Genomic DNA, 12,707 nt, shown 5'->3' with positions numbered 1-12,707 from the left:
GCTGTACTCCTAGTATTGTGGTAAGTCTGCCCACATGATCATAGCATCCTCATTATTATCCGAATAATAGCCTTTACGGATGCCAGCTGATTCAAAACCCTTTTTCTCATACAGACTTCGAGCAACGATATTAGACACACGAACTTCCAATGTCATCCGAATCATTCCTTTAATAGAGGCAATCTTCATTAAATGATCTAAAAGACGGTCACCCAACTTCCGTCCACGAAATGCTTCCAATATCGCAATGTTCGTCACATGTGCTTCATCAACAATCGTCCACATTCCTGCATATCCAATAGGCTTACCTTCGTACTCCATAACCATATAATGTGCAAAAAGATTGTTCGTCAATTCATTTTGGAAGGCTGTCTCTGTCCATGGTAAAGTAAACGCCTCGTGTTCAATGACCATGACATTAGGGATATCTTCTATTTTCATTTTTCGAAACGAGAAATCCTCATGCTCTTCATTATCCATCTGTTCTATTAACATAACTTACTCCCTTCATGACTTGCGAAGGAGATTGGCTTCCGCCTCAGCAAGTTGGGTATAATTCGGAATCAACGAATGCATATCGTCTTGTTCTCCAGCAAGAAACCTCTCCGTTCCTAACACCCCAACGTATCGACCTTCCATATCGTAAGAAACAACATGAAGTGCATCCCCTAGATATATTCTAAGTCGTTCTGCTGTTTCCTTATGAAGATTAACGTCTCCCACGAACCAGACCGATTGAGGTTTCTCATGTTCTGGAGTCTCCTCTATACGAGTCATAATCTGCTCGATCCATTTCTCCATTAAGCGGATAGCATCCTGCTCGATCCGTTCAGGCGCACTTCCATCTGATGAACTAAATAACGCTGTATATACTTGACCACGGCGAGCATCGATCAGAGGAATAATCCATTGAATATGCCCTATCTTCTCCCGATCTTCTTGTGCATTCATAGCATGGCTGAAACCACCATAAGCCAATGAATGTAAGCTAGATATCCCCACCACAGGAACATTCCATGCCCAAGCCAACGTCTTCGCTGCTGTAACGGCAATGCGTGTACCCGTGTAAGAACCTGGACCAACACCAACCGCGATCCCTTGCACATCTGAGTTTAATGTTGATGATGCTCTCAATACTTCTTCCACAATTGAGAGAATACGAATGGAATGGTTTCGCTCACCGAATTCATTGATCTCGTGTAGTACTTTTCCATTGTCCATCATCGCTACGGATAACGAAGTTGTAGATGTATCCAAAGCTAGAACCCTTTGTATGGGTTCTGTCTCTTGAGGTTTGTTCATGATTTAAAGACTCCATTCTTTTTCAGGTTACAACACCATTCCTCATAAGGTTCTCCAGAACCACGGACTGTAATCTTACGTTGTTCAAGCCCGGTAGTCTCTAGATAGACATGCAAATGCGATTCAGGTAGTAGTTCACTTATGATCTGAGACCATTCTACCAGGCAGACTCCCTCGCCATAGAAATACTCATCCAGTCCAAGCTCATCCGCTTCCTCGATCGAAAGGCGATAAACATCCATATGATAAAAAGGTAATCTACCTTCATATTCTTTAATAATCGTAAAGGTTGGACTATTAACAATCCCCTTCACACCTAAATGTTTAGCGAATAGTTGTGAGAAGGCTGTTTTGCCCGCACCTAAATCACCATCCAATCCAATCACAGTACCAGGTACCGTAGCTTCAGCAAGCCAAGCTGCCAACGCCTCAGTATCTTGTAATCCATTGGAGGTAAACATGTATTGTTCTTCATTATGACTCATTTCCAATTCAATCCCACCTTTACGGCCATTTACACCATAACTTGACCTTAATTATATCGGTCAATGCGAACACCCGCAAGAAGCGACAACTTCTATTTCTTAATAAAGAGTTGAGGCTTAGATATGAATAGGAACCTTCTCAAGAAATCAAAGGATTAGAAATTCCATAATATGCACAAAAATGAGGCACACGGCTTTTTCCAAAGAAATACGAATGCACAAAAAATAGCAGTTCAAGGTGGTTATCCTTGAGCTGCTATGTGGCGATTGTTGGTCATCGTAGCTTGGTCTATTATTTCTCTTCTTCAAGAAGCCGATCCACGCTCACTGTATGCGTATTGGTTGGGCGTGAGCCGACCTGAACAGTAGCCATTCCATTTATTTCATCCACATGCTCAATCCAGACAGGCTCTCCTTCTAATTGAACAGCAACGGTATCCTTAGTCTGATAAATATCAATGGCTCTCTTAACATCCATTTATGATTGCTCCTTTTCACTTTCATAATCTAACCCATTACCTTCTAAATCCAGAAACTCTTCTTCTCGATCCATATACAGTTTCTCAGGTGCAATATCACCAATATACCCATTAGCAATCGTCACTTCTCCACCACCAAGACCCTCATTCACCATTCGATCCACGTCCAATAGATAGGCTTCTTCTTCAGCCATGTCCGGCTCAGAACTTGTAACGTTGTACCAATTAACCTCTTCTGCACCAACTTTATCTTGATCTTGATCGTCCATGATGATTCATCTCCCCCTATTTTCTTGTTATAGGTTTTTAACTCTTCTCAATATGCCCTGCGACGTACGTAATCATGCGCGAAATCCCCACTAAAATGAATGAAGATGGGGCATACTATATTTTAAAAAAAGAAGAAAATAGAGGTGACTATTCATGCATACAGTGTGGAAAGGTGCGATCAGTTTCGGATTGGTCCATGTTCCTGTCAAAATGTTCTCGGCAACAGAAGATAAAGATATCTCAATGAGGTATGTACACAAAGTCTGCGGTAGCCCACTTTCCTACGTAAGGAAATGCCCTGTCTGTGAGAAGGAAGTGGAATGGGAGGAAATATCCAAAGGATATGAATATGAGAAAGGGAAGTTCGTGCTGTTTGAAAAAGAAGAAATGGAACAATTAACGGAACAAAATAATAAGAACATTACCATTTTAGACTTTGTTGATTTGACGGAGATCGATCCCATCTATTTTCAAAAAACGTACTACCTCTCTCCAGATCAAGCAGGGTCAAATGCCTATATGCTTCTTATGGAAGCCATGCGTCAGTCAGGCAAGATCGGAATAGCCAAAATTTCTATTCGCTCTAAAAGTAGTCTAGCAGCTATTCGTGTACTTGATGAATGTCTTGCTATTGAGACGATCTTTTATCCCGATGAGATTCGACCCGTATCCCAAGTTCCTAATCTCCCAGAACATATGGAAGTGAACAATAAGGAACTGGATATGGCCAAAATGCTCATTGAACAGCTCTCAACTCCCTTTAGTCCTGATAAATACACAGACGATTATCGGGTATCATTACAACAACTGATTCAGAGCAAGATTGCTGGTGAAGAGTTCAAGATTGCTCCCGCTCGTCAAGAATCCAATGTCATTGATCTCATGGCAGCTCTTCAAGCTAGCATTGAAGCTGTACAACCCATTATTACAGATCCCGGTAAACCGAAGCGAAAAAGAAGTACAAGTACAAAAACGGAAACTAGTGGTATAGATGATGTAACAAAACCCAAGGCTCGTAGCACATCCAAAAAAACCAAAAAAACCATATCTTAAAGGGGTTACTGCAATGGCTACTCGTCTAAAAGGAAGTATTATTGTGGAAGGCAAACATATCCCTGTATCTAATCCGGACAAACTTCTGTGGCCAGAAATGGGGATCACGAAGGCAATCTATTTACAAAAGCTTGCTATCCTTGCTCCCTATTTACTTCCATACTGCAGAGACCGACTGCTGACGACGATCCGATATCCACATGGCGTGGATGGAGAATTCTTCTATCAAAAGAATGCACCAGAACCCCGTCCACCTTATGTATCTACGGTTTCAGTCGATGATATTTCATATATCGTTCTTCATAGTCTGCCTGAATTACTATGGTTAGGAAATCTAGCCGCATTGGAATTTCATCCATCTCTCCATTATGCACATAGTGAGTTACCCTGCGAATGGATGATTGACTTAGACCCTTCCCTAGAAGTTGAGCCTCGTATCATGGAAGCGACAGCGATTGTGGGTGATGTTCTAACCTCATTAGGAATTCAGTCCATTCCTAAGACGTCGGGTGCAACCGGTGTTCAGATTATCATCCCAATTGAAGAGGGAATTACTTTTGACGACTTACGAATGATTGGACATTTCGTAGGACGTTATGTTGAGGAGCGTCACCCCGAGTTATTCACCTTAGAAAGATTTAAGAAACATAGGGGAGATAAAATATACTTTGACTATTTACAACATTATTCAGGGAAAACGTTGGCCGCGCCCTACACTCCGCGTGCTAGAGCAAAAGCTACCGTATCTACACCTCTATCCTGGGAGGAAGTTCAACACAACGTCTCCCCTACAGATTTCCATCTATTAAATATTGAGGCGAGACTATTGGACAAAGGGGATCTACTCAGAACGGTCTCACCTCAACCTCTTCAGCATATACTGCATCATTTAAAGCACAGATAAACCCGGAGTCAGACACCCCGGGTTTATCATATATATACACGTCATATTGATTTTAGATTTAATGGATCGCTTTCTTCTTGAAGCGTCCGCCTTTGACATCATGAATATTACCTATAGCAATGAAAGCTTCTTTATCCCATTCAGCAACTATCGTCTTTAATTTTGCTTCTTCTAGACGAGTAATAACAACAAAGATAACCTTCTTATTCTCACCAGAATAAGATCCTTCACCATCTAGATAAGTTACACCTCGTCCAAGCCGTTGTGTAAGCGCGTCACCAATATCTCTGTATAGATCACTGATGATCCATACTGATTTCGATTGATCCAAACCTTCATTGGTTACATCAATTAATTTGAAAGCAATGTAATAAGCAATAAGAGAATACATAGCATGGTCCCATCCAAACACGAATCCGGCACCACTAAGTATAAAGACGTTAATAAACATAACAACTTCACCAACAGAGAATGGCGATTTCTTACTCAACAGAATAGCGACGATCTCGGTACCATCTGTTGATCCTCCACCACGAATAACAAGTCCTACACCAATCCCAAGAATAACACCACCGAATACCGCTGCAAGAAGGGCATTACTGGTAAGTGGGGCAACTGGATGTAAAAGATAAGTTCCTATAGACATCACAAGAATGGAGAACAATGTCGATAAGGCAAATGTTTTACCAATTTGCTTGTAACCTAGAAACAGAAATGGAAGGTTAAAGAGTGTAAGAAATATGCCCAGTGGTAAATGTGAAAAGTGAACTCCCATGATCGATATCCCTGTTATTCCTCCATCAATGATATCGTTGGGTACTAGGAAAATCTCGAGCGCTACGGAGACAAGACCTGCTCCAATAAGCATAATAACCGCTCGAAGTAACTGCGTTTTCTTCATAACTGGATTTTTGGGTGGGTAATTTGTTTCTTTCTGAATATTTCCTTCAATCGTTTCTATACTCGTACTCACACAACTCCCCCTATTCATAATATCAGCCTTTCGTCCATGGTATATATTATACCATAGACTTTTATCATGAATAAAATTAATGCATATTTTTTTTGTTATAGAGGTTGTTCATAATAATGGAGACAACATACGGCATAAAATCTCCCCCCCTTTTTGCAAACGAGACCTTGCCATAAATTCATTAGGCTGTATTTCTGTTGAATCTTGGAGATCTTTTATGAAATCGTCCTCTATCCGTTGGATGGCATTCTGTTCAAATAACACGGCAGTCAACTCGAAGTTACAAAAGAAGCTACGCATATCCATATTTGCAGTACCAACCGATGCCAGAAGATGATCCACAATCATGATTTTGGCGTGTATGAAACCTTTACGATATTGGTAGAATCGAACTCCAGCCTCTAGCAGTTCTTCTACATAAGACAAGGAAGCCAGATGGACCAACTTTGAATCGGAGTTCCAAGGAATAATGATTCGTACATCTACACCACTAACCGCCGCCGTTTTGAGCCCCTCATAAATGGCTGGATCAGGAATAAAGTAAGGAGAAGTAATCCATATTCTTTCATTAGCAACCGTTATTCCTCCAAAACACATCTCCTGCAACGCATCCCATACTTGATCCGGACCACTACTCAGAATTTGAACTTGCTCCTCTCCCTGACATTCATGTACTGGGAATAACTTAGGATCTGTAATTCGTTCATTAGAAGCTAATTTCCAATCGTTCAGAAATATATTTTGCAGAAAATAAACGGCATCCCCTTCGACTTCCAGATGAGTATCTCTCCAATATCCCATTTTGGGGTATAGACCCAAATAGTCATCTCCTACATTTAATCCCCCTACAAATCCCTTCTTCCCATCCACAATGACGATCTTACGGTGATTACGGTAATTAATGCGACGTTCAAAGGTAGCGATACGCGGAGGAAGAAAGAAAAGAAATTCTACACCCGTCTCTTTCAAGCGATTAATAAAGGGACGTTTCAAGTGATAACTCCCAATTCCATCAAGAACCATCCGAACTTTAACTCCCTCTTTCACCTTTCGAATCATCACCTCCTGAAATTCAGTACCAATCATATCTTCCCTGAAAATATAGAACTCAATATGGATATGATCCTTTGCCAACTCCATCGCATCAAGCATGGCTTGGTAAGCTTCTTTCCCATCGGTTAGAACTCTACTTGTATTACACCCTGTTATGGGACTCTCTGATATATTCGATAGAAGTTGAAACAATCTCTTTTGGTTACGAAATGTGTTATTATGCATCTCTTCTACGTTGTCTACAATGACTGACTCTTTCCATAATAGTCCATGTATTTCCTGAAACAACCGGGAACCTCTTGAACGAACTTGCTTACGCTTACTATATTCCTGGGCTACAAAGTAATACACTACAAATCCAACCAGTGGAAAACAAAATAATATAAACATCCACGCTATAGCTTTGGTTGGATTTCGAAATTCAAGAATTAGGATCGTCGCCATTTGAAAAATAAATACGAATAGTGCAATAAGGAGCCACAACATGCGACTGACCTCCTCTAGAAAAATCATAATCTCACAGATTCTATCTCTCCCAGTAACGTTCATCATTGACCAATGAGATAGGGATTTATTCATTACATACCCTGGCTAAGGACAAATTCAACCAATAATCTCCAAAGAAATTGACATGTTTATAGATTCTCACGAATAAATAGAATATAACCAAGCTATTCACAACTCATCTATAGAAAGGAGTCCCTATGAAAAGTACGAAACCGAAACAACCTTTAACTCTTCTTGTTTTACGTGATGCACAACATTCGGTTAAACAAGTCCATCTCTCCAAACCTTTACTTATTGCCGTACCAACTATTGCTATTCTGTCCCTTTCTGGCTTAATTATCTCCATGCAAGTTCACTCTTCCCAAATCATTTCTAATATGGAACAGGAAATGCACCTCAAAACGATGACAACCCATCAGATGGAAATCACAGTAAGTAACCGTGATGAGGCTATCTCCAGATTGCAGAATGAGATTATCAACCTTTCCTCTGAGGCACAGGACATGAAGGGTAAGATGCAACGTGTGAATGATCTGGAGAAAGAATTACAAAAGTTCATTAATATGAATAAAACCAGTATGATTCCGAAGACGTCAACGAGTGTTTCTTTATCTTCTACTAACAATAACGCCGATCATATAGGTGGTGAGTTTATTGCCATAGACTCGACAGATATTCTTGACCTTACACGTGAGACAAAGGATGACTTTGAGGAGATCCGAGCTTTACTTGATTCCATGGAGAACAATATCCCACAAATGCTTGAAAAAGCCCAAGAAACACAAGATATGTTGGCTGGCATTCCTAATATGTGGCCAACCCCCTCACACGTTGTTTCATCTAGCTTCGGTTATAGAACAGATCCTTTTACCGGAGTTGCGTCCTACCACGCCGGTCTTGATATTTCTGGAGACACAGGGGATCCTGTCTACGCTGCAGGAGCAGGCATCGTGCTAGAAGCTGAGCAACAGGGCGCACGTGGACTTTATATTAAGTTAGAACATCCTGATGGATTACAGACAGTATACATGCATTTAAGCAAGATCAAGGTCGATGTGGGAGACGCAATCTCAAAGGGTCAAACCATTGGGGAAATGGGAAGTACGGGGCGCAGTACGGGATCACATCTTCATTTTCAAGTTGAGAAAAAGAACACCGTCGTAAACCCTCTATCTTATATTAAATAGTTCGGGGAGTTCAGCTCTCCAAAAACTAGGTTTATGCTTTCGAAGTATTTTTGTTACGAAGATTATCTAAGGAGCGTTGCTCCACAAAAATTAAGATTATGCTTTCGACGCTATTTTTTGAAACGATGGTTATTCGGGGAGTTTCGCTCTCCAAAAAATTTTAGGAGGTTATCAAACATGGCAAGATCAAGAAACTCAAATAGAAAGGCAAACGCAGCAACAGATACATTAATTGGACAAGGTTCTGAGGTTACTGGAAAGTTAAACTGTGAAGCCAACTTACGAATTGAAGGTACCTTTAATGGTGAGATTGAGAGCCAAGGGGATGTAACGGTGGGGGAATATGCGGTAGCTCGCTCTACTATTCAAGCAAGAGAAGTAATCATCGCCGGTAAGGTATATGGAGACATCGCCGCAACGGGTAAACTTACAATTACAGCAACTGGACAAATGTATGGGGATGTAACCGCCTCTTCTCTTATCATTATGGAAGGTGGTGCCTTGAGTGGTACTAGTACGATGAACCTTGCTGATTCTGTGACTGAGAAGTCGAAGGAAATGAATCCACGTTTCTTACAAACTGAAGTAAGCTAGCATTTATCTGACCATTGCCATCTTCTCAATTATGCTACGTAACCCTGTCATGTTATGTATTCACCACACAATAAAGCCCTGTAGAATAGACTCAATCCTATTCCTCAGGGCTTTGTGAGTTAGCGATCGCTGACCTTATGTTGATACATCACGTTTCTTGAATACCACCCAAGAAATGAGTAAGAAACAAATATAGTAAATGGCCAGTACCATTACCGAGAAGAGTAACGTTGATCCTGCTGGCCCAACTGGATTATCAAGATATCCCTTTAAATCCATATGTGTGAATATAACATACTTCATCCACTCATATTTCTCTGGATTAAGAAGAGCTAAGAAGATATCCTTCGTGAACAAAATAAACAATGCTACCACCATAGCGAACGTACTCGAACGAAATAAGGTGGAAATCATAAATGCGATCGTAGTGATTAATAGTAGCTCAACATATCGTGATCCTAGCGTCATTAATGTATATGACATATCACTCCATGAACTACTGATCATTCCTGCATTACCCTCATAATTAAACCAAATGTTAGAGAAGATGTATGCGAAGATGAACAACACTAAGCTACTTATCATCCCAAATAGGATGACGGAGATGTACTTTGATAATAAAATTTTGGATCGACTCCACGGTCTGATCAGAAGCAGTTTAATGGTTCCCCATGAGAACTCACTAGCTACAGAATCACCTGCAATAACGACTGCGAATATAATGTTCAGAAAAAACGTAATCGTCATGGATAACATCGTAACTTCCCATACATTAGGGTTATCTTCTCCTCCAGCCATGTAGAATACAAACGGCAGAAGTATGCTAAATATAGCTAATAGACATAACATGATCCATGTACGCACGCGACGATATATTTTCATATTCTCATTTAATACTAATTTATAGAAGCTAGACAATTTGTTCACTTCCCGTCATTTCCAAGAATTGATCTTCGAGCGTTCGAGTTACTTCGCGAATGCCATATACTTTGAGTCCTGCCTGAACAAGGCGAGCGTTAATATCAGCTATTTCTTCACGTGAGACCTGCATAATAAGCATATTATTCTCCACTCTGTCGACTCCCAATATAGCTGCAGCTTGCTGTGGTTGATCCACATCAAATGCTATTTCCGCAGCGGATACAGCCACCCCATCATCATTCTTCAATTGACGGACATCAATTAGGCGACCATTCTGAATAATAGCCACTCGATCACACATCAGTTCCATCTCAGAAAGTAAATGGCTCGATACGAATACCGTTGTTCCCTCAACTCTGCACAGATGACGTAAATAGTCCCGTAATTCTCGGATACCTTGCGGGTCCAATCCGTTAGTAGGTTCATCCAAAATAAGTAATTTCGGATTATGTAGAATAGCTTGAGCTACACCTAACCTTTGTCTCATGCCAAGAGAATACGTTTTGACCTTATCATGAATTCGATTATCTAGTCCCACAAGAGCAATAACCTCTTGTATGCGTTGCTTCGTAATCATAGGCATCATCCGAGCAAAATGCCATAAATTCTGATACCCGCTCAGATATTTATACATCTCTGGGTTTTCCACAATAGCCCCTACGTTCGCTATCGCCTCTTCGAATTCATTCTTAATACTTTTCCCACATATACGAATATCACCCTGGCTAATAGATATTAAACCTACCATCATGCGAATGGTTGTGGTTTTCCCTGCCCCATTGGGACCGAGAAATCCAAACACTTGACCAGGTGTAATTTCTAAGCTGAGGTTATCAATAATTGCCTTGGATGAGATAATCTTAGAGACACCCTCCAATTGAACTACGGGTTCCTGCTGCATCTAAATTCACTCCTTAGGATAAACAAACACGAAACGACACCGATCGAATCTTCCTCTAGTCTAACAAATATTTAGAAATTTTTCTCAACATTATTATTATTTGTACATAACGTATATTGATTTACAGCGCATTCCTCACAACACCCCATCTTTATATCATACCGATAGAATCCCGTCTTAAAAATGGGACTCTTAATATTTCCTTCTACAATACGTTCACAATACACACAGTAAAACTGAAACTGTTTAACCATACTAACTACCTACCCCTCACAGATATCACTCTTATTCGACATATTGTGTCATTCAAAATACAAAAAGATACATTTTGTATCAATAACTGTAATGTACTCGACATTTATTGTATTGTCAAGTAATTCCTAATGAGTAATTTATTTGGAAATTTTTTTCCATTGTTTCAGACTACTCTCGTCTAGTTCTTGAAAATTTGAAATAATAAATCTACGTCCTTCAATATCACTTAGAAGCCAACTAACTTGACTCAAAGGATGTACACTTTCATGCATTTCATTCATTCGAAAGGTCATTCTACCATAGCTCGTATCCACGACCCATACCCATTCACTTTCTGGTCGTACTATAGATATAATTCTATGAATTGTTGGTACCATATAATACTGCTTGAGTTCCTTCTCTGCTTCTCTTCTACTATTATCTTCCAGCATTGAAAGATCCGTAATCATCGTAATTTCTTCATCCGTTTGTGATCGAACTGAAATGTACTGATCCGGCATTGTTAACGGGAATGTTCGAATTAATTTCACACCTGCATATTTACTACCAGACTCATCCATTTCAAGTACCCCATCAAAATTTCTTGATAGTTGTATCATATGTATTCCTCCACTTTCTGTACTCCTTCATTCATTTACTTTCTGATAATTACCCAATCCGAGACAGATTCAAAACTACTTATCAAAAAATGACCTCGCCGTCAGGAAATCATGAATTATGGGTACACTGTTTTTGTAATTTGGACAACGTTCGACGGAGTTCGGACCGATTATGATGAAGCGAGGGAAAATAGCTGGGATTGAGGGAACACAAAAATAGGCTAGTTCTCACTAGCCATTACACCATCACCTAAAGAAAAGAAATCATTATTCTTTCTCATTCATTGTCTGCCTTCTTCAGATGCTCTTCTATCTCATTGTGAACTCGATCTTTCTCGACACGATCTACTTGGTAATAATAAATCCCGTTTATCATCTTGCCTTGACCAACTAGCTCTAGTGTGTCAATTCTATTCAGATCTGAACGATAATCTGTTACAAATTTCTTCATTTCATCAAAACTAATATCTGTTTTCACATTATTTCCCACTTCATCAAGCATCGATTGAACACGTACAATATTACTAACCTGCAACATATTCTTTAACGTCTGCGTAAGCACCTCTCGTTGTCTAGCATTGCGTCCGAAGTCTCCTCGCGGATCATCATACCGCATACGTGAGTATGCAAGTGCTTCAGCTCCGTTTAATTTCAGAATACCTTCTTTGAAATCATGACTATCATATTGAAAGGAAAATTGATTATTAACCTCTACGCCACCCAGCAAATCGATAATTTGGCTGAAACCCTCCATATTTACTTTTATATAATAATTCATCGGAACTTGGAGGAAATTCTCAACCGTCTGTATTGCCATATTCACACCACCAAAAGCATAAGCATGATTGATCTTATCTGTTGTACCATGTCCTATAATTTCAGTTCGTGTATCTCTTGGAATATTGAACATTAGAATGGATTCCTTAGATGGGTTCACACTTAATACAATCATAGTATCCGATCGACCCACGTCATTCTCACGTTGATCGACCCCCATAACTAGTACAGTATAAGGCTCTCGTTCATTCATACTCACAGGCAAGCCACCTTGAGGGGACTTATCTGTCGTTACAGGTTTAACCGGTTCCCTAGGTTCATAGATGGCATTCGCTGTCGATTTCACAGATTGATACAAGTAGATTCCGTAACCAACGGCAATGAGGATAATCAAAGATAGAACTAGCAAAGTTATTTTAATCCAACGTTTCATAGGTGTTACCCCTT

At 40.0% G+C, this 12,707-nt stretch carries 15 protein-coding genes; 4 read left to right on the top strand and 11 right to left on the bottom strand.

Going from position 1 to position 12,707, the window contains the following annotated elements; all coding sequences use genetic code 11:
* Positions 1–9 precede the first annotated feature (9 nt).
* From rimI to AC1D7X_RS14275, 5 genes are all read right to left on the bottom strand, one after another.
* Positions 10–495: a ribosomal protein S18-alanine N-acetyltransferase gene (gene rimI / locus AC1D7X_RS14295; RefSeq protein ID WP_495475479.1), complete on the bottom strand. Its 486-nt coding sequence runs from the start codon at positions 493–495 to the stop codon at positions 10–12.
* 12 nt (positions 496–507) lie between these two features.
* Positions 508–1,302 carry a tRNA (adenosine(37)-N6)-threonylcarbamoyltransferase complex dimerization subunit type 1 TsaB gene (tsaB, locus tag AC1D7X_RS14290; RefSeq protein WP_495454842.1) on the bottom strand — a complete coding sequence of 265 codons (795 nt, stop codon included), beginning with the start codon at positions 1,300–1,302 and terminating at the stop codon, positions 508–510.
* Positions 1,299–1,787: a tRNA (adenosine(37)-N6)-threonylcarbamoyltransferase complex ATPase subunit type 1 TsaE gene (gene tsaE, locus AC1D7X_RS14285; RefSeq protein WP_495455282.1), complete on the bottom strand. Its 489-nt coding sequence runs from the start codon at positions 1,785–1,787 to the stop codon at positions 1,299–1,301. The genes tsaB and tsaE overlap by 4 nt, the downstream gene beginning before the upstream one ends.
* A gap of 292 nt (positions 1,788–2,079) precedes the next feature.
* Complete coding sequence (locus AC1D7X_RS14280; protein ID WP_495454841.1) at positions 2,080–2,265, bottom strand: H-type small acid-soluble spore protein; 186 nt, start codon at positions 2,263–2,265, stop codon at positions 2,080–2,082.
* Positions 2,266–2,535 carry a hypothetical protein gene (locus AC1D7X_RS14275; protein ID WP_495454840.1) on the bottom strand — a complete coding sequence of 90 codons (270 nt, stop codon included), beginning with the start codon at positions 2,533–2,535 and terminating at the stop codon, positions 2,266–2,268.
* 154 nt (positions 2,536–2,689) lie between these two features.
* Here AC1D7X_RS14275 and ku point away from each other — a divergent pair, with 154 nt between their 5' ends.
* Together ku and ligD are read left to right on the top strand one after the other, a co-directional pair.
* Positions 2,690–3,589, top strand: coding sequence for a non-homologous end joining protein Ku (gene ku / locus AC1D7X_RS14270; RefSeq protein WP_495475478.1), 900 nt, complete (start codon positions 2,690–2,692; stop codon positions 3,587–3,589).
* A 13-nt stretch (positions 3,590–3,602) separates the two neighbouring features.
* Positions 3,603–4,493 carry a non-homologous end-joining DNA ligase gene (ligD, locus tag AC1D7X_RS14265; RefSeq protein ID WP_495475477.1) on the top strand — a complete coding sequence of 297 codons (891 nt, stop codon included), beginning with the start codon at positions 3,603–3,605 and terminating at the stop codon, positions 4,491–4,493.
* A gap of 58 nt (positions 4,494–4,551) precedes the next feature.
* On the opposite strand, the gene AC1D7X_RS14260 is transcribed toward ligD, so the two are convergent.
* On the bottom strand, positions 4,552–5,394 hold the full coding sequence (locus AC1D7X_RS14260) for a YitT family protein (RefSeq protein ID WP_495455281.1): 843 nt from the start codon (positions 5,392–5,394) through the stop codon (positions 4,552–4,554).
* A 180-nt stretch (positions 5,395–5,574) separates the two neighbouring features.
* Positions 5,575–7,005: a cardiolipin synthase gene (cls, locus tag AC1D7X_RS14255; RefSeq protein WP_495475476.1), complete on the bottom strand. Its 1,431-nt coding sequence runs from the start codon at positions 7,003–7,005 to the stop codon at positions 5,575–5,577.
* A 218-nt stretch (positions 7,006–7,223) separates the two neighbouring features.
* On the opposite strand from cls, the gene AC1D7X_RS14250 reads away from it, so the two are divergent.
* Together AC1D7X_RS14250 and AC1D7X_RS14245 are read left to right on the top strand one after the other, a co-directional pair.
* Entirely contained in the window at positions 7,224–8,213 is a 990-nt protein-coding gene (locus AC1D7X_RS14250; protein WP_495454836.1) for a M23 family metallopeptidase, read from the top strand.
* A 177-nt stretch (positions 8,214–8,390) separates the two neighbouring features.
* On the top strand, positions 8,391–8,807 hold the full coding sequence (locus AC1D7X_RS14245; protein WP_495454835.1) for a bactofilin family protein: 417 nt from the start codon (positions 8,391–8,393) through the stop codon (positions 8,805–8,807).
* Positions 8,808–8,942: 135 nt separating this feature from the next.
* Here the strand turns inward: AC1D7X_RS14245 and AC1D7X_RS14240 are convergent, their stop codons facing one another.
* The 4 genes from AC1D7X_RS14240 to AC1D7X_RS14225 form a co-directional block, all read right to left on the bottom strand.
* Positions 8,943–9,725: an ABC transporter permease gene (locus AC1D7X_RS14240; protein ID WP_495475475.1), complete on the bottom strand. Its 783-nt coding sequence runs from the start codon at positions 9,723–9,725 to the stop codon at positions 8,943–8,945.
* On the bottom strand, positions 9,718–10,629 hold the full coding sequence (locus AC1D7X_RS14235; protein ID WP_495454833.1) for an ABC transporter ATP-binding protein: 912 nt from the start codon (positions 10,627–10,629) through the stop codon (positions 9,718–9,720). Before AC1D7X_RS14235 ends, AC1D7X_RS14240 begins: the two co-directional genes overlap by 8 nt.
* Before the next feature lie 392 nt (positions 10,630–11,021).
* Positions 11,022–11,483 carry a DUF1854 domain-containing protein gene (locus AC1D7X_RS14230; RefSeq protein WP_495454832.1) on the bottom strand — a complete coding sequence of 154 codons (462 nt, stop codon included), beginning with the start codon at positions 11,481–11,483 and terminating at the stop codon, positions 11,022–11,024.
* 277 nt (positions 11,484–11,760) lie between these two features.
* Positions 11,761–12,693 (bottom strand): LCP family glycopolymer transferase, encoded by a 933-nt coding sequence (locus AC1D7X_RS14225; protein ID WP_495454831.1) that lies wholly within the window; start codon positions 12,691–12,693, stop codon positions 11,761–11,763.
* Between the last annotated feature and the right edge of the window lie 14 nt (positions 12,694–12,707).

The organism is Paenibacillus sp. Y568 (assembly GCF_059445545.1).
Note: the sequence above shows the minus strand (reverse complement) of the source record. Positions and strands in the feature narration are given on the sequence as shown.

Excerpts from the sequence above, each read along its gene's own strand:
- rimI (WP_495475479.1), bottom strand. The coding sequence starts at position 495 with ATGTTAATAGAACAGATGGATAATGAAGAGCATGAGGATTTCTCGTTT.
- tsaB (WP_495454842.1), bottom strand. The coding sequence starts at position 1,302 with ATGAACAAACCTCAAGAGACAGAACCCATACAAAGGGTTCTAGCTTTG.
- tsaE (WP_495455282.1), bottom strand. The coding sequence starts at position 1,787 with ATGAGTCATAATGAAGAACAATACATGTTTACCTCCAATGGATTACAA.
- AC1D7X_RS14280 (WP_495454841.1), bottom strand. The coding sequence starts at position 2,265 with ATGGATGTTAAGAGAGCCATTGATATTTATCAGACTAAGGATACCGTT.
- AC1D7X_RS14275 (WP_495454840.1), bottom strand. The coding sequence starts at position 2,535 with ATGGACGATCAAGATCAAGATAAAGTTGGTGCAGAAGAGGTTAATTGG.
- ku (WP_495475478.1), top strand. The coding sequence starts at position 2,690 with ATGCATACAGTGTGGAAAGGTGCGATCAGTTTCGGATTGGTCCATGTT.
- ligD (WP_495475477.1), top strand. The coding sequence starts at position 3,603 with ATGGCTACTCGTCTAAAAGGAAGTATTATTGTGGAAGGCAAACATATC.
- AC1D7X_RS14260 (WP_495455281.1), bottom strand. The coding sequence starts at position 5,394 with ATGAAGAAAACGCAGTTACTTCGAGCGGTTATTATGCTTATTGGAGCA.
- cls (WP_495475476.1), bottom strand. The coding sequence starts at position 7,005 with ATGTTGTGGCTCCTTATTGCACTATTCGTATTTATTTTTCAAATGGCG.
- AC1D7X_RS14250 (WP_495454836.1), top strand. The coding sequence starts at position 7,224 with ATGAAAAGTACGAAACCGAAACAACCTTTAACTCTTCTTGTTTTACGT.
- AC1D7X_RS14245 (WP_495454835.1), top strand. The coding sequence starts at position 8,391 with ATGGCAAGATCAAGAAACTCAAATAGAAAGGCAAACGCAGCAACAGAT.
- AC1D7X_RS14235 (WP_495454833.1), bottom strand. The coding sequence starts at position 10,629 with ATGCAGCAGGAACCCGTAGTTCAATTGGAGGGTGTCTCTAAGATTATC.
- AC1D7X_RS14230 (WP_495454832.1), bottom strand. The coding sequence starts at position 11,483 with ATGATACAACTATCAAGAAATTTTGATGGGGTACTTGAAATGGATGAG.
- AC1D7X_RS14225 (WP_495454831.1), bottom strand. The coding sequence starts at position 12,693 with ATGAAACGTTGGATTAAAATAACTTTGCTAGTTCTATCTTTGATTATC.